Genomic DNA, 19,777 nt, shown 5'->3' with positions numbered 1-19,777 from the left:
TGCCACCTAGTAAAAATAGCTGTAAAGCCTTTAAAATCAGTAGTTTTCGGCGGATACAATAGTGGCAACAACCGATAACCAACCGGGTAAAAATCAGCCTTCCGGCTTCAAAAACTGTCCTCTTTCTCTGTCGGGCTAGTTAAAAGGAAGTGCCATCTGTTCGGCTTCGGAAAGGTCAATAAATCCCTCTCCTCCTTCGTTGTTGCCACCATCTGTATCTCCCCGAATCCAGCATCTCTGCTTCCCATATCCTTCCTTTGTAAAGCGATGATATCCGCCTCTCTTCCACCCGATAATCTGAGTATCCATGATCTGACAGATTTCATTTGTCTCAAATTTCTTCGGCTCTCCGTCATAATGGTTAAAGGCATTTTTCCAAAGCTGAATAGAGCAGACATAATTTTCGTCATAGCTGTCAAGCCACCCTTGAATCATTCCTGCCATTGTATCTTCCTGCATGAACTGTTTCCGATATTCATTGATATTAAATTCCATCTCACTGTCAAACCGCAGTAATTCCGATTTATTTTCAGCTGCATTAAGCAATACCATTGCTTCTGCCCACAGCTGGTCAAAATACTCTCTGGCTTCTGGCTCATCATCAAGAATGTGCTTCTCTGCTTTGCTGCTATCAATTTCAATCGGCAGAAATCTTCTTGCCCCAGTACGATCAAACGGAATGAACTGCCGGTTATTTGATGATCCAGCAAACACACATTGCCTTGGTCTGTCTTCCTCATATTTTTCATAAGGATTTCTGTGGGTTTCCTTCATTCTTGATAAGAAAGATTTTGTTTCTTCGATACTCTTTGCACTGATTGCAGCTGTCATCTCCGACATCTCCAAAATCCAGTGTCCCCGAAGTAATTCATAAGGTTTTTCCATATTCAGGTTTTTCAAGCTGTCTGAAAACCACTGATCGTCCAGTGCCAGAAAGCGGAAAAAAGTGGATTTTCCCGCCCCCTGCTGTCCTACCAGACATAACATTTCATCAAATTTACACCCTGGACAGTAGATACGGTTTAAGGCTCCCATCATAAAATGTTTCAGCATTTCATAAACCATATCCGAATCGTCCGCACCCATATACACTTTCAATACATTACGGATTCTTTCTTTCCCGTCCCATTCAAGAGTTTCTAAATATTCACAAATGGGGTGGTATTCTTTACTGTATGCTTCCAGATCCAATGCATCGTCCATAACACTTTCATTGAACAGACCATAATATTTTTCAAAGAAATACCGAAGTGCTTTTCTTCCTTTGTTCGTTAATACACATGGTTCTTTATTCCACCAGAGAACTTTTGTTACGTCAATTTTCTCTGTCAATCGGTTATATCGAAGACTACCTACTAACAGCGGATCTTTTCTTAATACGGTCACATAATTCTCCATTGAATTTTTGACTGTCCCTTTTTCCGTCATATTCAGGGTTTCTCTGATTTCCCGACAGTCCCCCGGATTCACCATAAGAATCATTTTCTTTATCAAATCTTTTTCCTCTTTCATTGAAATATCTTTTACATTTTCGCTCAATATTCTCTATCTCCTCTCGCTTTTCTCTCACTATTGTTTCTTTGTCCGCAGGCTCTCCAAACAGCAAGGTATCCAGATAATAATTAACAATCACAAGTTCTCTCAGGGCAGTTGTAAATCTATCGTTCCATTCTTCTGTTCTTGTTTTGGGTCTGTACTTTTCTTTCCATTCCAGCAACATAATCCGATAATCCAGATAAGCTTTCAGGCATCTCATATATTCTTTTTCCCATTGTTCTTCTGGTGTCGGTTCTGGCTTTCTCACCAAAATGTTTCTTCTGCTTGGCAAGGAATCTCTTCCTCTGGCAGAGTAGTTAATTCCAAAATCATCTGCCAGTTTCATTGCCGCATCTCTTAATCCCAGTCCAAATAACTGTGCTGTAAAATCAATCGCATCTCCTGTGCAGCCACAGCCGAAGCAGTAATATCTTCGGTCTACTTTCATACTGGGCGATTTATCATTATGAAAAATACAGCGAATCAGCCCACTCCTGTTTGGCTTCAATCCATACATCTCCGCAGCCTGCCGGACGGTTACATTCTGTTTCACTTCATCAAATAATCCCAATTCATTTCCTCACTTTCTCAAATCTGCTTCCAAAATCTGGGAAGCAAGTTTTCAATAAAAACAAAAAAGCACTCTATCCTATCCTTACGGAATCAACAAAATGCCCTACATCTCTAAATCACTGGAATGTGATTTTCCTCTTTTCAGTTGTTTTCTCTCCGCCTCTTCTCTTTGAATCTTTGCTACATTCAGTGCAAGTTTTTCTCTGATAGATGGCTTCACTTCTTTTTTGATTTCCTCCACAACCGCTTTTTTCTTTTCCGGCTGTTTCAACTGGCTGGTAATCCTTATGACTATCTTCTCCATCGCAGTTTCAATTTTCTGTATCAAACCATCCAATCTTTTTATTGCGTATTCCTTTTCTCTTCGGGAAGCTTTATGCTTCGGATCTTGAATCCACTTTTTTGAATCTTCCACCAGACGGATATCATCTCTTCTGGTAGCCAGCATTGCTTCTTTTGCTACTTTCTCCACTGCCTTGTCATATGCTTCACTGGAGACTTCATCAAGCAAAGTTTCTACATCTTCAATACGAACTGTAAGCTGTTGCAACTCCTGTTTCTGTTCTTCAATCAGATCACCTTGTTTAAATATCCGATCAGAATTATTTGCAAATTCTTTGTCCTGCTGTTTTATTTTTTCTTCCTGTGACTGGATAATTTCTTCGTTTGCATTTACACGACTTGATTGTTTTGCAAGTTCCAGACGATTTTCATTTACCTTATCTATCTGCATAAGGATTGTTTCCTGTCGGTCTGCAATCTCTTTTTTCTGCTTCATACGGATATAATCCTGTTTCTCCAGACACTGTCGTCCACCATAAGCTGGTTCTTCATCAAGTTCCAATCCATGCCGTTTACAGATATCCAGAAACATCGCCCGGCAGGCAGAATCAAAAACGACCTTACGGTTATTTGTCTTTGACCTCTTCTTTTCTGGATTTGGAAGTTCAAAGCCAAGTTCTTCCAGTGCTGCTTCCTGTTTTGGCTCAATCTCTCCATATCGGTTTGTAGCATCAAATACATGACGCTCATGGATATGAGGAGTTGATTCGTCCATATGCAGTGACCAGTCAATGATATGAACATTAGAGCCAAACCGCTCATCAAATTCTTTTTTAAATTCATCAAAAACCCTGATCAGTGTCTCTACAGAAGCATGTTCATCTATCGTCCCCAGCTGATAGATACTTTCTTCAGGGCAGGTCTTTTTATTTTTCAAAATCTCTTCCACACCTTTGCATCTGTCTGGGTGTCGAGCTTTCTCATGTCGCTTCATCTGCATGACCGATGGTTTTACGAAAAAACGAGTCTTACCGGAACCACTGCCGCCGATGACCACTATATTTTTATTTCTTGCATACTTCGGCTGCTTCGGTCTGCTCTCCATGGTCAGTGCTTCTGTTGCTGTCAATGGAATGTTCATCCATGGATCTTCCGACATATAAGGCTTGATATCCTCCGCGGTTCCCCATCTGGCTGAACCATACTCGATGCCTTTCCGTAATTTCTTTGCGTCTGCCTGTTTCTGCCAGACCAACACTTTCAGAACGACTGCAACAACAATACCTGCTAGCAGATCTTTCCAGTTATTGCTTAACACAAAACCAGCAAAAATCCGGTCTGCGTGTTCCATTGCATATAAAAGTTTGTTCCCCATATCTTCTCCCGGACTGTTCCGGTAAAGAAAAAATGCCCGGTCTGCATAGAAAGCAGCCAGAGCATAAGGGATATTTGTAAGAACCAGTTTCTTTTTATCCAGGGCGGACAGCTTACCCCCGATTTTATTCTTCCACTTCTGCATCAGAGTTTTGCCGCTTTTCTTTTTCATCGACTCTGCTCCTGATGCCGGTTCTTTACTTTGTCCTTCGTCTTCTTTGGCATCATTGCCCGGTAAGCTGCAAGACGCTTATGAATGGAAGGCTTATTCGCTTTTTGAATCTGTTTCTGGGAAAACTCACGGAAAGCAGCATTTAGGGCATCCTGATCACGTCCCTTGAAAAATACCAGATAAACCGGAGGATCTTTGCTCTTGTCTTTTTTCAGAGCATAATTGATCCCGTATTTTCTGGCATACCGTTCAAAGGACTTGATATTTTTGTCCGTGATCTCGATATTGACCATCCCAGCATTCTGTTTTGCCAGCTCTTTTACCGTGACCTTTCCCTGTTTCGGCTGATTTTTCTGTGCTTTCTTCTCTACTGATTTCTGCTTCTGATGACGCAGATACGCAACAAGAACCTTTTTCAACAGGTCTGCCGTAATCTTAGTAGCCCGAACACAGAACGTGACCGTTTTCTGAGTTACCTCTTCCTGCATGACTTTTCCCTCCTTTCAGCGATTCAACTGCTGTCCATATCTGTAATCATGGCAATCACCCCCTTTAATAAAAAAACAGATTAACCGGTAATCAGGTTCTGCACCTGTACGAGTTTTTCTGTCCCTTCTTCTTTTCTCTTATCTTCTCCACCACAATAGATGGGAACACACATTTCAAGTATTCTGCTGTAAATACGCTGATGGGCAGTATCTAAATCTGCAGATTTCATTTCATTCAGTCCCAGATTCGTTGTTACGATCAGCGGAAGCATTTTACAATAGCGGCTGTCTATCACATTATAGACCTGCTCCAAAGCAAACTCGGAATTTCGTTCTATTCCTAGATCATCAATAATCAACAGCGGATAATCCACAAGATTTTGTATAATCTGGTTCTTATCTGCCTGATAGCTGGTCATTTCATTTAAGATCCTGGAAAAATTCGTCATCATGACACGTTCTCCCTGTTCCAAAAGTGCATTTGCAATACAGCCTGCAAAGAAACTTTTCCCGGTTCCAACTGGTCCCATCAAAAGCAATCCTACATTTTTTCTCTTCATATCTGTCCAACTTTCTACATACTGCCTAGCAATTAGTATCTTCTGGTTGCTTCCATTGTCATTTTCAAATTTCCATTCCCAGAATCTTCTTTCCCGAAGTCCGACGGATTTTCTCTGATAAAGCTGCCGCTGTGCTTCTTCCCGCTGCATCTTCTCATCAAGTTCCTGCCTGACTTTTACCTCGCATTCGCACAAACAGGACACTACATGCTCAAATCCCATCAGACTGACTTTCATCTGTTTTCTTTTTCCACAGGTGCCACAATGAAGACATCCCTCTTCGTCCAGATAATCTGCTGTTACTTTATTTTCCATCACAGGCTTTCTCCTTCCTGAAATTCATATTTATCCATTCCTGTCCTGGCTCCATCCCTTTCTGCCCAAAGACAGATTGTTGCAAAATGGTTTTGATACTCTTTTCCACTGGATTTCATATAAACAGAAAGATGATCAATCCGTTTCTGGTAATCCCATGGAAATAACGTCATCAGCTCCTGCAGTTCGGCTTCTGACAGGACAACATTTTTAAATCTCCCACACAGACTGAATTTTTCTTCCAAAGCGGGAGTATTGCTCTCACTCTTATCAGTATGATTCTTTTCAGTCTTATTTAACTTAGTATTACTTCCATCCAGATTCTTGCAGTCCGGACTTCTATTTTTTTGCGTTCCGGACTTCCAGTTTCTTGCAATCCGGATTTCCAATTCCTTGCAGTCCGGATTTCCAGTTTCTGGCGTTCCAGAAGCAAAGTATCTTACTGGCTTTCCTCTAATCCGTTTCACAAAATTTTTCACGTATATGACAGAAGGACGATTATTCCCCTGCCGATACCGTTCAATCAATCCAATCCCATGCACACTGTCAAGCTCATAAAGAAGCTTTGTCACTGTCGTATGCGACATTCGCAATAGTTCCTGCAATTCTGCGATCGTGTAAATGATATAGACATAACCATCACTATCAATCCAGCCATTTTTCTTGGATAGGCTGATTCGATCAAGCAGAATTCCGTACAGGAGTTTTGCGTCTGTGGACAGGCTTGCAAACTCTTTTTCTGTGAACAGAGCTTTTGGTATCCGAAAAAAAGAAAACTGGTCAGATTCTTCTGCTCTGAAGTATTCAAAATCTGCCATAGCTTATTTCCTATTCTTCCTCATTATTAAAATCACTCTCTGCTGCACTGCCTGTTCCATGACACATCTCATTAAACACAAAGTTGAAGCACATCATTAACTCACTCAGATAATAATTCCTTGCCTCTTTATTGCAGGCATACATATCTTCGATATAAACCTCCTCGTTTCCATTCATTCGTGCGATCGTTTCCAGAACTTTCATAAACTTCTTATTAGAACAGCACTCATACTGTTCATTTACATATTTCTGAATTTCCAGTACACGTTCAGGCTTTCCATCAAAAACAGATAACACGCCAAATGCCAGATCCATACCAAACTCATAGCCATCGGCTTCTACGGCATCAATATCAAGATTACCTTCTTCATCGTAATAGCCACGCTCTTCCATAGGAGTCAGTGGTGTCTCATATTCATCCAGATATCCCATATCCGCAATAGTTTCCAAAATATCTCTGGATGCTTTCACCATCTTATCCATAATAATTTCTCTTTCAGCCAGCGGCATATTTGCCATAATAGTATCTTGTGTCATCATTGATTCTTCCTCCATCTCATTTTCATAAATATCATTGATATAAAAGTGGTTCGCCTTTCCATTGTCTGGAATGATACGCACCAGATTACCAACCTGAACCAGTTCCTGCACTGCCTGATCTACGCCATATCTGGTCGTATTCAGCTCTTTTTTCATTTCATTTTTCGGATAGATTACAAACAAATCCCCTTCACCATCTACCCAGCCATTCTGCACCGCAAATTTTAAGCGATCCAGAAATAAGCTGTATAAAATCTTTGCTGTATTTGACAGATTCTTGTATCTATCCATCTGAAACAGCATCTTTGGCACCTGCAGACAATCTACCGGCATATACTCCATCTTACTCATTGATTGTTTCCTCCTTCTGTTTGTACAGCACTTCAGCTGAATTGATATTGATTTCCAACATACCCACAAATACCTGATAATACAGCAGGCATATCTGTTCATCCTCTCTTGCCAAATACAGTCCTTCCAGTTCATTGGACGGATGTTTCATTCCATATACTGCCTGACAGATATCATGGATTTTCTCACATTCCACACTTCTCAGATGCATCTCCAAAGTGTGGTTAAATCTCTGCCAGTCCTCCAATTTCTGATTTACTGACATCATGCACTGGAACAGTTCCGCTGCTTCACATGCTGCTGACAGCACTACATTTTTGTTATTGATACTTCCATCGGCATTTTCCATATGCCCTACCATATACGCCTGATCTACTGAAACCATCTTTTATCCTCCTCTATCTAAACGGCATTTCCTCTTCCATGCCCTCCGGTATCTCTAAAAACCCTTCCGCATCTTCTGGAAACGGTGGTCTGTCAACCATTTTTGCACCTGCAAATTCAATCCGGTTTGCATACACTTCGGTGGTATAGATCTTTTTCCCGGTATCTTTATCTTCATAATTACCCGTGACAATCTCGCCTTCCACCATGACCTTCGTTCCCTGCATCAGATAATCTCTGGCAAATTCTGCTTTCTTTGCAAAAGCCTTTACCGGAATGAAACTGACTTCATCGGAATAATTTCTTCTGACTGCAAGAACAAACTTGGCAATCTTATGAAGTCCTTTTTCATTCTCCACTTCGTTGTATCCGGGATTTCTTACCAATCGCCCGGAAATAACTGTTGTATTCATTGGCTTAACCCTCCTATGCTTTCATTGATTTGTAACAGATACCGATACATGGTCCACATTTTCCATAGGCACATCCGTAACATTCATCTTTTTCCAACTCTTCCTGCTTCATTTCATCGGCAAACATTCCTAACAGCGTTGTGTAAATCTTTTTCATTGCTAGGAATTTTTCTTCTGCTTTTTCCATCTTCTCTTTGTAAAATGGGATCAGTTTACGAAGAATTGGATGGAAACGTTCATTTTCATCATCCCAGGCACAGGTTTTCATCATACAGCGTGGCTGTTTCTCATAATTGCCCAGATAATACGGGCAGAACGTACAGCCTCTTTCTTTAACAATTTCCACCGGGATCACTGGCATCTGACTTTTGATTTCCTTTGTTACATGCTTACTTTCAATTCGCTCTCTCATCTTAAAAATCCTCCAAAAATATATATTTGCAAAAGGGATTTCCCCTGAATTGCCTGATTTTTGGTACAAAAAAAGAGGCAAGCTTACGATTTTATTTTCGCAAGCCTGCCTCTTATCAAATATTTAATTATTTTCCGATGATATATCGTAAGAAAACGTATACCGCACGGATTACATACACTGGAATCATGATACTTCCAATCAAAGCTCCAATGATGACACTTAATGCAGCCATCCCAAGTGTTGCTGTTATATCCATTCCTTTTGGAATCAGGATCAGCCGCATTTTATGTATTCCAAATGGAAGTCCGGAAAGAAATATCCACCAGAACAAGTCTGTCTGTCCACTGACTTTCATGATGGTGGATACCATCCAGAACCAGAATAGCATAAATGCCAGTGGCAATATTGATTTTTTAATTACGTCTTCAATCGTCACCTTTTTTCTCCCTCTCTCTGATTCCTTCCGCCACCTCCCGATTAAGATTTGCCAATATTTCTCTAACCACAGGAGAATCCAATCGAAAGGTTTCCAGATCTTTCTCAGTAAGCTCCCTTCCGTTCGCATCATATCTTCGTACAATCTTTAAAGCCATACTTTCACTTCCTTCCTGTTGATAATCCTAATGTTTTCAACAAATGTTTAAACTTCTCTCTTTTCATCCGTTTAACACGTATCTTTTCTATCTTCTTCAGATAGACTTGTATTCTACTTGCCGTATCTTCATTGCTCATTCTTTCCCCTCTCTTTCTGCCCACGATGCCAGAAGCATAAATATAATTTCTTCCATCTGATCCTTTGTATATGTCTCTGGAAAATATTGTTTCAATTTCTTCGCCGGAATCTGCACCTGAACTTTTTCAGTACTTTCATTCATGCAAATCTGGTCAATCTCTGAATACGTCAACATCTGCTCTTTTGAAATCTGCTTCAATTCCTTTGCCTGCTTCATGGACGGTACCATATTGTGATTACTCATATACTGAAGCAATATCTGTTGTTCTTCACTTTTCAAATATGAAACTTCAACAGCTGTATTAAAGGGAAGCTTCTTCTCGTCTGCCAGTTCTAAAAACTCTGCTATCAACTCTGTCAGATGAATATATCGAAGAATCTGCCTGGAACTATCTCCTGTATTCTGACTGACTTCTTCCGCCGCCAACTTCTTGCCAACTTGGCAAGAAGTTAAATCAGATCGTTTCCCCTGACGCTTTAACGCCTCGTATTTCATTTTATAAGCGAATGCCTTTTCGCTGATTAGCAGCTCTTCTCGCTGAATGTTGGAATCTACCATGATCACCGTCGCTTCATCATCCGTAAGATCTTTGATGATAACCGGCATTTTCTCTAATCCCGCAAGTTCACATGCTCGTTTTCGCCGATGACCAGCTACAAGCTCATAACCACCGGACTCTCTCAATCGCACAATACCAGGAACCAACACGCCATATTGTGTAATGCTATCTGCTAATTCTTCCATTTTCTTATCATCTCTTACTTGAAATGGGTGATTCGGAAATGGATGAAGGCTTCCTATTGCTATCTCGCTAATTCCATTGGTCGTCTCTTCGTTTGTTCCAAACAACGCATCAAGTGGCTGTAAGGAAATGGGAGTTGCTCTTTTTTTAGATGGCATCTTTCAGCACCTCCTCCGTCACTCTCCGATAAGCTTCTGTAGCTTTGCCTTTCGGATCATAAGAGAAAATACTCTGTCCTTCTCTGACTGCTTCCTTCATTCTTACAGAAAATGGAATATAATTATCAAAAATATGAATCTGATTTCCATATACATTTCTGAGAAGTTCCATATTATTTCTGGCATCATTCGTATGAACATCTACCATCGTGAACAGAATCCCACCGACTTGTAACTTCGGATTGATCTGCTTACGAACCTTACCGATCGTTTTTAACAACTGCTGCAATCCTTTGATTGGCAGGTAGGATGCTTCAACTGGAATGAGGACTTCATCTGATGCAGCCAGCGCATTGATCGTAATCATTCCCAATGATGGCATACAATCAATGATGACTGCATCATATTGATCCTTGATACCATATAAAATCTGTTTCAATACATATTCCCTGCTCATTGCATTTACCAACTGTACTTCCGTACCTGCCAGTCCAATGTTAGAACAGATAATGTCTATCCCCTCTGCCTGATGTCTGATATAACAGTCGGAAGGAATATCTTCATCTTTCATTACTGCATCCATAAGAGCTGTAAGTGTTTCATTACTGTCATCACAATCACGATATCCAAATCCTGCGGATACATCAGACTGTGGATCTGCATCTACGATTAACACTTTCATATTCTTTTGTGCTAATCCTACTGCTAAATTAGCTGTACATGCGGATTTTCCCGTTCCCCCTTTTTGGTTTACAATAGAAATAATTCTAGCCATTTTTCATCACCTTTCATCGTCGTCAATCAAAAAAAGAGGACTGAATTAGACAACCGGAATCTATATTCCGTGCGAGCTAATTCAGTCCTATAATTACAATAATTCTGTTGTTTTTACTCTTGTGTTACTCAAACCCATTTCCAGTCTAGGTCTGTAATAATTCATATTCTGGAATGACAGCGCTGCCTTATTTTTCCCTTTTCAGGGAGTTAAAAATAAGGACTAAATTAGTGCAACCCCTTGTATTTACTGGAGTTTTCTAACTTGTCCCTATTATAACTCGACCATGAGCTGAAAACTTTGGTAACAGCTCTGCTTTCCTATGCTCTTTTTTTGCTCTCTCTACTTCGGTTTTGTTATATGCGTCTAAGGGGAAAGTGTCAAACCATTCTCTAACAAGCTGAAATGCTCCCAATCGGTATGCATGAGCTGTTTGATATTGACTAGCAAAAGAACCGCCACGAACAGAAACAGAAGCGTTCCTATGGAAAAATGGTAAATAAGGTGCTTGTCGCTTGCTCTGATACGGTGTCCTTTATTCCAAATCTTACGCATAAATCAATCACTCCTTTCTGGGTGTGAAAAAGCAGTCAATCCTAAGACTAACTGCTTAAATACACATACATATTAAATTGATAAATTGTTTTTAGTTTTACTAATACCTTTGCAATAGGTAATCAATAACTTCCATGCACCTCGTCCTAATAAGAACAAGATTATCCCCGTGATTAGTGATAAGATAAATACTGGGATAGGGCTTAAAGCTGTATTTCCAAATTGAAAACCAATATAATCTACATAAGGAATATTCAAATGTAATAAATAATCTACTAATTTTATAATCCCTAATACAGCAGAGGCAATACCACACAGAATAAAAGTAGGTGCAACAATAACTAAAACTGGTATTACAAACAATCCAGAAAAACCTACTAAGCTATAAAAAGCACAAACTGTTAAAACTCTGTTCCAGCTAAAATTGTTTTCCTTTGCAAGTAAATCTCCAAGATAGGCTTTTGCAAGGTCTTTTGGCTTTCCTAATCTAGTTAAAATTTGTTCTGTTGAGAGGTTTTCGCTTTCCATTTCTAAAATAGAGCCTTTTATTTCCTTTACAATATCAACACGTTCAGAAGTTGGAAGTGGTTTCAAACATTTATCAATAGTATCTAAGTATTTTTCAAACGTAGTATTCATAATTTTATTCTCCTTTCAAATCAGACATAGCATTTAATAAATTTTCCCATTCAGTATTCATAGCGTCCAGATAATTTTTTCCGTCTGGTGTTAATGAATAATACTTACGAGGTGGCAAGCCCTCTGTGGACTCTTGCCAAGTTGATTGCAAGTAGTTTTCCTTTTGTAATCTTCTTAACAATGGATATACTGTACTTTCCGTAGAAGTAATTATAGGATATTTGCTCAATTCTTGTAAAATCTCATACCCATAATATACTTTTTTATCCAGCATTAGCAAAATACAATATTCCAATGTACCTCGCACTATTTGAGATTTCCATTTGTCTAAGTTCATGTTGTTCACCTCACTGTTTTCTTGATATGTATATCGTACTACACAGTATAATGAATATCAACAGTATATTTTAATTGAACAACACTTTTTTTTGAAAGGTATATCAATTACTATTTTTTCGGTTGTCCCTGCGTGTTATTATTCTGTGGATTGCCTGCGTTCTGGTTGCCTTTATTCTTCAACACAATATCCTCTGCCTTTACATACCAGTCCACATCTGCACCCGTATAGGTCTTTCGTGATACCGTATCAGCTACTGGATTGACAAGTTCCACAACTGCATTGTACGGAAATTCTCTTAACGGTACTTCTGGTGGTACAGACACGGGGATAATTCCACCATGCAGACTGCACTTCAAATCATAAATACGCTTTTTAATCTGGGTACTCGGTGTCCCGTCCTCATTCTGTAAGAACACATCACGCACCGCTGTAAATTTTAATTCTCCAAATGTTTTCTCTTTGTCAATAACAAACCCGTTTGATAATCTCATAAATTCTTCACTCCTTTACTTTTCTTCAACTGCTACAATATCATCAGCAACTAACACATAATCGGTATGTCCCATATCCCCGATTGCGTAACCTCTGCCGTATAACTTCGAATTGACAAGTTTTACTTACTTTCTGCATGGACGGGTATAGTCGGTAAAGCAGTAACGACAGTTGCAAGAGCTAAGAAGCCCGTACACAATCGTTTCAATGTCTTTTTCATAAATCTAATGCTCCTTTCATTTTGGGTAATAAAATAGCCGTCCAATAAGAACGGCTGGAAATAGAAAAGGAACGTCATTTTAGGCGTTCCATAATCTATAAAATATTCAATTTTTTATACTGATGTGTTGCTCATCAAAATCTCAAATTAAGGTTATTTGACACCAATTTTTTGTATATTGACGATTTTTGATGAAATGTGATAAATTCATAAAACCCGTGAGAAGCCTGTAAATAGGCACTTTACGGCACTCTATGAACTAAGACAAAAGCTACGCTGTAATAACAAGAGGTGAGTGCTAATTTTTTGTGAAGAATTTGTGAACGTTCTATTCTAAAACTTCAATCGAATAATTGTATTTTTCTGAAGGAACGGTTTTACTTCTACCATCATTCCGTTATAGTATGCACGACTTTCTTCTTTGCCCATAGATACAAGAATCAGCGGAATCTGATATCTTTCTCTGATCCAGTTTACCCCCGCAGTATAATCTTCTTTCCCTGTCATATTCTCCATCCTGTCTCCAAAAATGACATTGCTTTTTTCATAAGATTCCTATTTTTTCACGCACCATCTGTACTGATAAGGATTCATCCATACCGAATTCATTTCCAGTTTTTCTCCTGTAAATAAATTCTCATATTCACCTTCCAGACAGTTCAGCCATGCATTCTGCCCATATTCTGAAAAATTAGCCAGACAGATTAATTCTTCATTTCCTACTGTTCTTCTGATTGCAAAAACCGCATAATTTCCTGTGTCCCGGGTAGAAATACTGGCAGTCTCACCAAAACAATCCTCCTGACGCCTCATTTCTTCCATCTGCTTCAGGCCATGCCAAATTTCATACTGTACAGTACCTGCTTCTTTTCTCTTGTCTGCATTGTCCCACCGGAACAAACTGCGGTGCAGATACCTGCTATCCGCAGCAATATCCGGGTTTTTCTTATAATCATAATCATTTACCTGACCAATCTCGTCCCCGGATGAAAGCATTATAAATCCTTCCATTTAATTCATATAAATGTCAATGTGGATAAATCCATCCCTGCTTATGACCGAATCCGGGCTTTTAAAGAAACAGATAGAATCAAAATATCCCAATCAAAAAAAAGGTATCTTTCTTGCGAATGATACCTATGCCAATATGTTTCTAAATTTAATTTTTCAAAAACACGGAACATTTCCGTCAACTTATGAGATTGTTGGATTTGACAATTCTCCGATTGCCAAAACTACCATGGATCTTCTAGTCCGGCAGATGGATGAACAGAAAAATCGTGTTCCCTGCTCCCAGTTTTACGATAGAATTCTGCAGGATCGCCTCGTTTTCCGGATCTGTGTAAGCAGTTGCCTCATCAAGGATTACAACTACACTCCATAATAATCTTCTCACATCTGTTATATCCAAGCTTCGAGCTGTTCAGACACAACGTATAATTACTGGCCTTTCCCCATTTCTGATCGGTGTAAAAATTATAATTCGTCATACGCCTTTTATCCGTATCTGCCATCATTTTGACAGCTTCCTTCTCTCCTACATTATATAAGTCCATAATACGCTGTGTTTTTTCCGGCATATCCCCATGGATAAATACGTTCAATACATCATCCCGATCCTTCAGGATATAATCTGCATTTCTTCCGATAATTACACAAGATTCCCTATCAGCCAGTTCTAAAATAACCTTTCTCTGCGCCTCATACACCATGTCTTCTATGGATTTTCCTGTGATATCACGTCCGGCAAATGCATATGCAAATAATCCTTTCTTCGGAGATAATTCTGCACTTTCCTGGACATATTCCGGAGATAAACCAGACTTCTCTGCAATCTCATTAATGATATTTTTATCATAATAAGTAATCCCAAGTTTCTTCGCTGTTTCTTCTCCGATAAAACGTCCGCCACTTCCAAATTCTCTGCTGATTGTAATGATTCTTTTTTCCATCTCTGATTCCTCCTTAATTCAAAACATCAACTTTATTTTTACTGATTCTCTTCAAGAACACATATCCTACAAAGCATGAAATAATTTCAGTAATTGGAAATGCCCACCAGATCAGCGAAACTGTCATCTGACCATTTCTGGCAAACACGGAAAAAATTCCAGCCAGCGGCAGAATAATAATAAACTGTCTCAGAAGCGAAATAACCAGTGATTCCACGCCACCATTCAATGCCTGATAAATGCCCTGATAAGCAATATTGATTCCGGCAAACAAGAAGCTTACTGAGATTATCCTCATTGCTCCGATAAAATATTCTCTGGACGCCCCTGCATTAAACAGCGTTGCAAATCCCCCTGGAAAAATCTCTGTAATTAGAATTCCCAGAATCATTAATATAACCGTATAGATCAGACCATATTTGATTCCATCCTGAATTCTCTTTTTGCTTCTCATTCCATAAGCAAATGCAATGATCGGAGTGATCGCATCTCGCAGACCGAAAGCAAGAAACAGTACAAACTGCTGAACTTTATAAAATAATCCATAAGCTGTCTGTGCTGACGGATTGAATTTCAGAATCAGATTCATGACATAAACCATAATGGACATCAGTGCCTGTGCAATGATTGCCGGAAGTCCGATTGTATAGATCTCCTTGATAATTCCAACATCCGGCTTCATGTATTTCGCCCCATGCTCGAATTCCTTATTGAATTTGATATGAAAAATGAGCAGTAATACTGCGGATGCTACCTGACCAATTACAGTTGCATAAGCCGCTCCTTTCACTCCCATTTCCGGGCAAGAGCCAATACCATAGATCATGATCGGATCAAGAATGATATTTACAACTGCGCCAACCACCTGTCCAATCGTGGAATAAAGAGAACGTCCTGTTGCCTGTAATAACTTTTCAAATAAAGAAAAGAAAATAATACCAAAAGAGATTACGCAGCATATCCTCAGATAGCTGACTCCCATCTCCAATACTTCTGCATCTACTGTCTGCGATGAAATATATGCTTTCACCCCAAAGATACCAAACAATAAGCAGACCACATAAATAATCACTCCCAGAAACAGACTGTTTCCTGCTACCTTTGCAGCTTTTTTACTATTTCCCTGTCCAAGTGTCCTTGCAAGAAGTGCATTGGTTCCTACTCCGGTTCCAATCCCCACTGCCACCATAAGCATCTGCACCGGAAATACCAGTGTCAAAGCATTTAGTGCTGCTTCACTGCCTACTCTCATATTTCCCACAAACGCACTGTCTACTATGTTATAGACTGCCTGCAATGCCATGGATAAGATCATCGGGATTCCCATCTGGACCATCAACTTATTCACCGGCATCTCCTTCATATTGTTGCTTTCCGCCATTTCGTTTTAACTCCTTTCTTTTTGGCACAAAAAAAGTGCGTACCCTGTCATATAAGCTGGACTTACGCTGACACGCTACACACTTTTTCATGGCGATATTTACTTTTTGCAAAACAAAAACGAGTAGCCGGTAAACTGGATTTACGCTTACTTGCTACTCGTTTCTTGTAATTATATTGCCTCTTTTTCAAAAAGTCAAACAAAATTTTTCTTGCTCTTACTTTTCATAATTTTTCAGCTTTCTATAATCAATTTTCCCACCCTCAATTACTGGCATATTCTTAATTATATTGATTCTTTCAGGAACTGCATACTCTGGTAATTCTTCTTGTAACACTTTTTCAATTTGATCACTATAACATTCATAGCTGTCATCAACTACTATATATGCTCTGGCAACATGAACTCTTTTTTCATCTTCAACTACATTCACTGCTGCCTGATTTATCCCTTTACATTTTTTCAATACATTCTCAATTCGGTCTGGAAATAATTTATAAACAATTCCATCTGCTCCTCTGGTGATGTATATTCTTTTTATTCTTCCTGCAAAATATAGGAATCCATCTTTTTCTACATATCCCAAATCACCTGTATGAATCCACTTCTCTCCATTTTTAATCCAGATTGCTTTTTCTGTTTGCTTTAATATCTCTTCTGCATTCAATGTCAAATAAATCAAATTTACAATTGCTCCAAGTTGGTTTAAAGCATATATACTGTAAATTGTCTCCGGAGTATGAAGTGACATAATCGTAACAACATCCTCTTTTTTATTCCGCAAGCTTGAAATGCTTTTGCAAATTCATTTACTTTTTCAAAAAAAAGTTTATAACTAATCTTTTTTCCAAAATAATTCAGCGCTGTATGACTTAAGTTTGATTGATTTTCCTGGTATATCAAATCATACATTGTACATTCTGGAAGCTTTTCCTGGCAGCTCCTTCCTGATAAAAGACACTTTAATACATTTATTCTATCAAACGTTCGATTCCCTTACAATAGAGAATATATAGTATTTTCTCAGTAAAACGACTCCTACATTGATAAAATTAAAGAGAAGGATCAAATCTCTGAAAATCTTTTTTGGGGAGAATATTTACTCAAACAATCCTGACAGCGCAATCTCCTTTACTGCCTTAATCGCTGTCTCATAGTTCACATCTTCTTCTAAGATGCGAGCAGTAACCTTTTCATAATCGTCTCTATATACCTCATTCTCTATTAAAAAACTCAGTAACTCCGGTACATTTACTTCCGGCTGGGCTGATGGACAAATGTTTGTCATTGCCTGGATACTACGTACATCTTTAATAAGATTTTTGAACTCCTCATTTTGCGGAACAACTGGAAGTAATTTATACTTCTTTTAATTTTTTCATCTGCCCTTGTGACAGTCTGGAATCAATTGTAATATCAATGTCTTCTGAAAACCGTTTAATTACTTTATAACATTTAGAAAGAGATGTGCCTCCTTTAAACACAACAAAACCTTGTCGTTCTGTCAGTTCTCGTAAAATCATAGTCACGTAGTAATCTTTTTCCACGATAAGTGGAAGAATATGAAAATATTCACTTGCCAAATTAACTGCGTTTATAAAGTCTTCTTTATGTTTATGCAGATACTCCATTTAACAACCCCACCTCGTACATATTTTTATAAATTCGCTCCGGATAATACGGCAGAAACGGCTTCATACTTTCAAATTTGATATTCTTCTTTTTCATATAACCAATCAATCTATTTGTCAATTCTTCTCCATCCACTTCAGAAATATCTACAACCTCTTTTATCAAATCCAGGAATTGAAGCGTTGCTGCATTTTCCGTGTCAATTTCGCAATAAGGTTTTCGAAGAATAACTCGTAAATTAGCCAGCTTAGTTTCCCGATACTCTGTTGTGGCTTTATTTGTATATACTTCATATAAAGCCGGAACTTGTGTTGTCAGCCCAAGTTGGTTTGCAAAAAGAATTCCTCCTACATAACCGCAGCGATTGACACCATCTTGCAAATATTTTTTTCGGATAACATCATCGACTGACAATGTGGAGCCAGAACGAAATATTGTTTTTTGGGGAATATAATATATTCCAGTATCAAATCGTTTTAATCTTCCATCATCCGTCAACTTCTTTATTTGCTGTCGAACAGATACTGGCTTCATGCCTGGAATATCCAACTCTGTCAAGAAAATCGGTTCATTTGTACTATACTTGTTTACTATATAATCATACACTTCATTAATCAATGTCATGATTCTTCCCTACTTTGCTACTTATTAGAAGTATGTCCTTTCTTTATTGTTATTATACATTAAAAGCAATGCACTTGCAATTCACTATAAAATATTTTTTCTTTTCCCCCACTGTAAAACAGCCTCTGAGCGTTTCGTTATATAGCGGAGTACAAATACAGAGCAAGATCCACCCATGTTTAACAGTTCTGCATTGCTGCATTGCTGCATCCTATTCCTATGAGTTTTTATCTTAATGGGGATTCCTGTCAATCATTTGTTCAAGCAATGGCAAAAATGAACTCTTTGTTCTATCTTATTATAAAAATCTGATGACTCTATTTTTTCAATTGTAATTGTTCCATCTGATATCTCATCAAATACTTTGCCTCTGTCCCGGCTCAATTCAAGTCTGTCCGCGAGATACTGTAGTCCCATAAGATGAAAACAATCTTTTTTATCAAATGAGATTTTTAATGTAACTGAAACACCTTTTCTCCCTAGCACAAGCTCATATTCGGTCGATAATAGCGGGATAAATGCATTTATGCAATCTAAAACATTCCTCATTACAGTTCTCCACTACCTCCTTAGATTAAGAAAGGCCCTGCATAAGCAGAACCCTTCTAACATTTTCTTTCGAGGATTAACCTCTAGCCAGATTGTGGTAAATGTCAAACCCTTATAAAGCTCATAAGGCACTGCTCTAAGAATTAACATTTTTCAACAAACGAGTCATCGTTCCATATTTTTCGTAATGACAGATATTAAAATACTCATATCAACCGGCTTCGCCACATGGTCATCCATTCCGGCATTCAAAGCAGCCTGTACATCCTCTACAAATGCATTTGCAGTCATTGCAATAATAGGTATTTTCTTTCCATCCGGACGGTCCGACAGATTTCTGATAGCTTTTGTCGTTTCATATCCATTCATTTCCGGTATCCGATATACGATAGCGTACGATCACATGGTGCTCATCATTACCCGGACAGTTTTCTGCAACAAATGAAATGGTACCTCCGTCTTTTGTAAATTTGACTGCATTACTGATGATGTTGAGCAACACTTCTCTGATTCTGAGTTCATCCGCCAAAATCACCTGAAACTGTTCCTGTGTATAAAAATCCTGAAGGATAGGACCTGCAATATCTATTTCGCCAGATTGCAATGCCTCATTCATCTCTTCTCCCGTGGAACAGGGAACTGCCTTGATCGTGATCTCATATTTTTCCTGAACCGTATCCAGAACGGTTCCAAGGATTCCTGTCAGTTTCCCATTTTCTTCACCACAAAAAGGAAGATTATCCTTTAGGTATCCCACACGGA

28 protein-coding genes and 4 pseudogenes are annotated in these 19,777 nt (G+C 38.8%); 1 reads left to right on the top strand and 31 read right to left on the bottom strand.

The genetic code is table 11. The features are described from left to right. Positions 1-135 precede the first annotated feature (135 nt). The 21 genes and pseudogenes from G593_RS0113765 to G593_RS0113665 form a co-directional block, all read right to left on the bottom strand. Entirely contained in the window at positions 136-1,386 is a 1,251-nt protein-coding gene (locus G593_RS0113765) for a virulence-associated E family protein (RefSeq protein WP_049946495.1), read from the bottom strand. Further along, entirely contained in the window at positions 1,349-2,107 is a 759-nt protein-coding gene (locus tag G593_RS0113760; RefSeq protein WP_049946494.1) for a CHC2 zinc finger domain-containing protein, read from the bottom strand. The genes G593_RS0113765 and G593_RS0113760 overlap by 38 nt, the downstream gene beginning before the upstream one ends. A gap of 105 nt (positions 2,108-2,212) precedes the next feature. Further along, complete coding sequence (locus G593_RS20915) at positions 2,213-3,937, bottom strand: type IV secretory system conjugative DNA transfer family protein (protein WP_049946493.1); 1,725 nt, start codon at positions 3,935-3,937, stop codon at positions 2,213-2,215. After that, a complete protein-coding gene (locus tag G593_RS0113750; RefSeq protein WP_029732071.1) occupies positions 3,934-4,425 on the bottom strand; it encodes a PcfB family protein in 492 nt (163 codons plus the stop codon). The genes G593_RS20915 and G593_RS0113750 overlap by 4 nt, the downstream gene beginning before the upstream one ends. A gap of 80 nt (positions 4,426-4,505) precedes the next feature. Next, entirely contained in the window at positions 4,506-5,300 is a 795-nt protein-coding gene (locus G593_RS0113745; protein ID WP_029732070.1) for an ATP-binding protein, read from the bottom strand. Further along, a complete protein-coding gene (locus G593_RS0113740; protein ID WP_029732069.1) occupies positions 5,300-6,118 on the bottom strand; it encodes a replication initiator protein A in 819 nt (272 codons plus the stop codon). The genes G593_RS0113745 and G593_RS0113740 overlap by 1 nt, the downstream gene beginning before the upstream one ends. 10 nt (positions 6,119-6,128) lie before the next feature. Next, the gene (locus tag G593_RS0113735) at positions 6,129-7,010 is read right to left on the bottom strand and encodes a replication initiator protein A (RefSeq protein ID WP_029732068.1); all 882 of its coding nucleotides are present in this window, start codon (positions 7,008-7,010) and stop codon (positions 6,129-6,131) included. Next, positions 7,003-7,395 carry a hypothetical protein gene (locus G593_RS0113730; RefSeq protein ID WP_029732067.1) on the bottom strand — a complete coding sequence of 131 codons (393 nt, stop codon included), beginning with the start codon at positions 7,393-7,395 and terminating at the stop codon, positions 7,003-7,005. Before G593_RS0113730 ends, G593_RS0113735 begins: the two co-directional genes overlap by 8 nt. Before the next feature lie 13 nt (positions 7,396-7,408). Continuing rightward, complete coding sequence (locus G593_RS0113725; protein ID WP_005344165.1) at positions 7,409-7,807, bottom strand: single-stranded DNA-binding protein; 399 nt, start codon at positions 7,805-7,807, stop codon at positions 7,409-7,411. A 13-nt stretch (positions 7,808-7,820) separates the two neighbouring features. Then, on the bottom strand, positions 7,821-8,219 hold the full coding sequence (locus G593_RS0113720; protein ID WP_029732066.1) for a hypothetical protein: 399 nt from the start codon (positions 8,217-8,219) through the stop codon (positions 7,821-7,823). 127 nt (positions 8,220-8,346) lie between these two features. Then, complete coding sequence (locus tag G593_RS0113715) at positions 8,347-8,658, bottom strand: DUF6050 family protein (RefSeq protein ID WP_029732065.1); 312 nt, start codon at positions 8,656-8,658, stop codon at positions 8,347-8,349. Then, positions 8,648-8,815 (bottom strand): hypothetical protein, encoded by a 168-nt coding sequence (locus G593_RS20540; RefSeq protein WP_196801978.1) that lies wholly within the window; start codon positions 8,813-8,815, stop codon positions 8,648-8,650. The genes G593_RS0113715 and G593_RS20540 overlap by 11 nt, the downstream gene beginning before the upstream one ends. 135 nt (positions 8,816-8,950) lie before the next feature. Then, positions 8,951-9,856, bottom strand: coding sequence for a ParB/RepB/Spo0J family partition protein (locus G593_RS0113700; protein ID WP_029732064.1), 906 nt, complete (start codon positions 9,854-9,856; stop codon positions 8,951-8,953). Next, complete coding sequence (locus tag G593_RS0113695; protein WP_029732063.1) at positions 9,846-10,631, bottom strand: ParA family protein; 786 nt, start codon at positions 10,629-10,631, stop codon at positions 9,846-9,848. The genes G593_RS0113700 and G593_RS0113695 overlap by 11 nt, the downstream gene beginning before the upstream one ends. A 369-nt stretch (positions 10,632-11,000) precedes the next feature. After that, positions 11,001-11,186 (bottom strand): annotated as a pseudogene (locus G593_RS0113690) (ATP-binding protein); the annotation flags it as partial. A 72-nt stretch (positions 11,187-11,258) separates the two neighbouring features. Continuing rightward, positions 11,259-11,825: an HAAS signaling domain-containing protein gene (locus G593_RS0113685; RefSeq protein WP_029732061.1), complete on the bottom strand. Its 567-nt coding sequence runs from the start codon at positions 11,823-11,825 to the stop codon at positions 11,259-11,261. Between the two features lie 4 nt (positions 11,826-11,829). Next, positions 11,830-12,162: a PadR family transcriptional regulator gene (locus G593_RS0113680; protein ID WP_007286208.1), complete on the bottom strand. Its 333-nt coding sequence runs from the start codon at positions 12,160-12,162 to the stop codon at positions 11,830-11,832. Positions 12,163-12,272: 110 nt separating this feature from the next. Next, positions 12,273-12,656 (bottom strand): YdcP family protein, encoded by a 384-nt coding sequence (locus G593_RS0113675; RefSeq protein ID WP_029732058.1) that lies wholly within the window; start codon positions 12,654-12,656, stop codon positions 12,273-12,275. A gap of 15 nt (positions 12,657-12,671) precedes the next feature. Beyond that, a pseudogene (locus tag G593_RS20245) lies at positions 12,672-12,782 on the bottom strand (DUF961 family protein); the annotation flags it as partial. Between the two features lie 428 nt (positions 12,783-13,210). After that, the gene (locus tag G593_RS0113670) at positions 13,211-13,384 is read right to left on the bottom strand and encodes a hypothetical protein (protein ID WP_242827096.1); all 174 of its coding nucleotides are present in this window, start codon (positions 13,382-13,384) and stop codon (positions 13,211-13,213) included. A 48-nt stretch (positions 13,385-13,432) separates the two neighbouring features. After that, positions 13,433-13,873, bottom strand: a complete 441-nt coding sequence (locus G593_RS0113665; protein ID WP_029732057.1) for a hypothetical protein — start codon at positions 13,871-13,873, stop codon at positions 13,433-13,435. Positions 13,874-13,888: 15 nt separating this feature from the next. Here G593_RS0113665 and G593_RS21565 point away from each other — a divergent pair. Then, positions 13,889-14,165: pseudogene (locus G593_RS21565) on the top strand (LacI family transcriptional regulator); the annotation flags it as partial. Here the strand turns inward: G593_RS21565 and G593_RS21325 are convergent. The 10 genes and pseudogenes from G593_RS21325 to G593_RS0113615 form a co-directional block, all read right to left on the bottom strand. Then, positions 14,127-14,273 (bottom strand): hypothetical protein, encoded by a 147-nt coding sequence (locus G593_RS21325; RefSeq protein ID WP_155961820.1) that lies wholly within the window; start codon positions 14,271-14,273, stop codon positions 14,127-14,129. The pseudogene G593_RS21565 and the gene G593_RS21325 sit on opposite strands and share 39 nt — an antisense overlap. Continuing rightward, positions 14,236-14,829: an AAA family ATPase gene (locus G593_RS0113655; RefSeq protein ID WP_029732055.1), complete on the bottom strand. Its 594-nt coding sequence runs from the start codon at positions 14,827-14,829 to the stop codon at positions 14,236-14,238. The genes G593_RS21325 and G593_RS0113655 overlap by 38 nt, the downstream gene beginning before the upstream one ends. A gap of 13 nt (positions 14,830-14,842) precedes the next feature. Then, entirely contained in the window at positions 14,843-16,210 is a 1,368-nt protein-coding gene (locus tag G593_RS0113650) for an MATE family efflux transporter (RefSeq protein ID WP_029732054.1), read from the bottom strand. A gap of 217 nt (positions 16,211-16,427) precedes the next feature. Then, positions 16,428-16,877: an AMP-binding enzyme gene (locus tag G593_RS0113645; RefSeq protein WP_196801977.1), complete on the bottom strand. Its 450-nt coding sequence runs from the start codon at positions 16,875-16,877 to the stop codon at positions 16,428-16,430. A 432-nt stretch (positions 16,878-17,309) separates the two neighbouring features. Further along, positions 17,310-17,498 (bottom strand): hypothetical protein, encoded by a 189-nt coding sequence (locus tag G593_RS0113640; RefSeq protein ID WP_029732052.1) that lies wholly within the window; start codon positions 17,496-17,498, stop codon positions 17,310-17,312. Between the two features lie 70 nt (positions 17,499-17,568). Then, positions 17,569-17,841, bottom strand: coding sequence for a nucleotidyl transferase AbiEii/AbiGii toxin family protein (locus tag G593_RS0113635; RefSeq protein ID WP_005341477.1), 273 nt, complete (start codon positions 17,839-17,841; stop codon positions 17,569-17,571). Next, the gene (locus G593_RS0113630; protein ID WP_029732050.1) at positions 17,825-18,466 is read right to left on the bottom strand and encodes a hypothetical protein; all 642 of its coding nucleotides are present in this window, start codon (positions 18,464-18,466) and stop codon (positions 17,825-17,827) included. Before G593_RS0113630 ends, G593_RS0113635 begins: the two co-directional genes overlap by 17 nt. Positions 18,467-18,718: 252 nt before the next feature. Then, the gene (locus G593_RS21560) at positions 18,719-19,015 is read right to left on the bottom strand and encodes a PBECR4 domain-containing protein (protein ID WP_242827095.1); all 297 of its coding nucleotides are present in this window, start codon (positions 19,013-19,015) and stop codon (positions 18,719-18,721) included. 165 nt (positions 19,016-19,180) lie between these two features. Further along, positions 19,181-19,396: pseudogene (locus tag G593_RS0113620) on the bottom strand (response regulator); the annotation flags it as partial. Then, on the bottom strand, positions 19,371-19,772 hold the full coding sequence (locus G593_RS0113615) for a hypothetical protein (protein WP_029732047.1): 402 nt from the start codon (positions 19,770-19,772) through the stop codon (positions 19,371-19,373). The gene G593_RS0113615 and the pseudogene G593_RS0113620, both read right to left, overlap by 26 nt. Positions 19,773-19,777 lie beyond the last annotated feature (5 nt).

Origin of the sequence: Dorea sp. AGR2135 (assembly GCF_000420885.1) — a bacterium.
Classification (GTDB): domain Bacteria; phylum Bacillota; class Clostridia; order Lachnospirales; family Lachnospiraceae; genus Dorea; species Dorea formicigenerans.
Note: the sequence above shows the minus strand (reverse complement) of the source record. Positions and strands in the feature narration are given on the sequence as shown.

Coding starts and splice junctions, on each gene's coding strand:
- G593_RS20540 (WP_196801978.1), bottom strand. CDS start 8,815: ATGGCTTTAAAGATTGTACGAAGATATGATGCGAACGGAAGGGAGCTT.
- G593_RS0113670 (WP_242827096.1), bottom strand. CDS start 13,384: ATGACAGGGAAAGAAGATTATACTGCGGGGGTAAACTGGATCAGAGAA.
- G593_RS0113665 (WP_029732057.1), bottom strand. CDS start 13,873: ATGCTTTCATCCGGGGACGAGATTGGTCAGGTAAATGATTATGATTAT.
- G593_RS0113725 (WP_005344165.1), bottom strand. CDS start 7,807: ATGAATACAACAGTTATTTCCGGGCGATTGGTAAGAAATCCCGGATAC.
- G593_RS21560 (WP_242827095.1), bottom strand. CDS start 19,015: ATGAGGAATGTTTTAGATTGCATAAATGCATTTATCCCGCTATTATCG.
- G593_RS0113630 (WP_029732050.1), bottom strand. CDS start 18,466: ATGACATTGATTAATGAAGTGTATGATTATATAGTAAACAAGTATAGT.
- G593_RS0113695 (WP_029732063.1), bottom strand. CDS start 10,631: ATGGCTAGAATTATTTCTATTGTAAACCAAAAAGGGGGAACGGGAAAA.
- G593_RS0113680 (WP_007286208.1), bottom strand. CDS start 12,162: ATGAACTTAGACAAATGGAAATCTCAAATAGTGCGAGGTACATTGGAA.
- G593_RS0113700 (WP_029732064.1), bottom strand. CDS start 9,856: ATGCCATCTAAAAAAAGAGCAACTCCCATTTCCTTACAGCCACTTGAT.
- G593_RS0113650 (WP_029732054.1), bottom strand. CDS start 16,210: ATGGCGGAAAGCAACAATATGAAGGAGATGCCGGTGAATAAGTTGATG.
- G593_RS0113675 (WP_029732058.1), bottom strand. CDS start 12,656: ATGAGATTATCAAACGGGTTTGTTATTGACAAAGAGAAAACATTTGGA.
- G593_RS0113750 (WP_029732071.1), bottom strand. CDS start 4,425: ATGCAGGAAGAGGTAACTCAGAAAACGGTCACGTTCTGTGTTCGGGCT.
- G593_RS0113740 (WP_029732069.1), bottom strand. CDS start 6,118: ATGGCAGATTTTGAATACTTCAGAGCAGAAGAATCTGACCAGTTTTCT.
- G593_RS0113640 (WP_029732052.1), bottom strand. CDS start 17,498: ATGACAAACATTTGTCCATCAGCCCAGCCGGAAGTAAATGTACCGGAG.
- G593_RS0113730 (WP_029732067.1), bottom strand. CDS start 7,395: ATGGTTTCAGTAGATCAGGCGTATATGGTAGGGCATATGGAAAATGCC.
- G593_RS0113735 (WP_029732068.1), bottom strand. CDS start 7,010: ATGAGTAAGATGGAGTATATGCCGGTAGATTGTCTGCAGGTGCCAAAG.
- G593_RS20915 (WP_049946493.1), bottom strand. CDS start 3,937: ATGAAAAAGAAAAGCGGCAAAACTCTGATGCAGAAGTGGAAGAATAAA.
- G593_RS0113655 (WP_029732055.1), bottom strand. CDS start 14,829: ATGGAAAAAAGAATCATTACAATCAGCAGAGAATTTGGAAGTGGCGGA.
- G593_RS0113720 (WP_029732066.1), bottom strand. CDS start 8,219: ATGAGAGAGCGAATTGAAAGTAAGCATGTAACAAAGGAAATCAAAAGT.
- G593_RS0113685 (WP_029732061.1), bottom strand. CDS start 11,825: ATGAATACTACGTTTGAAAAATACTTAGATACTATTGATAAATGTTTG.
- G593_RS0113745 (WP_029732070.1), bottom strand. CDS start 5,300: ATGGAAAATAAAGTAACAGCAGATTATCTGGACGAAGAGGGATGTCTT.
- G593_RS0113635 (WP_005341477.1), bottom strand. CDS start 17,841: ATGGAGTATCTGCATAAACATAAAGAAGACTTTATAAACGCAGTTAAT.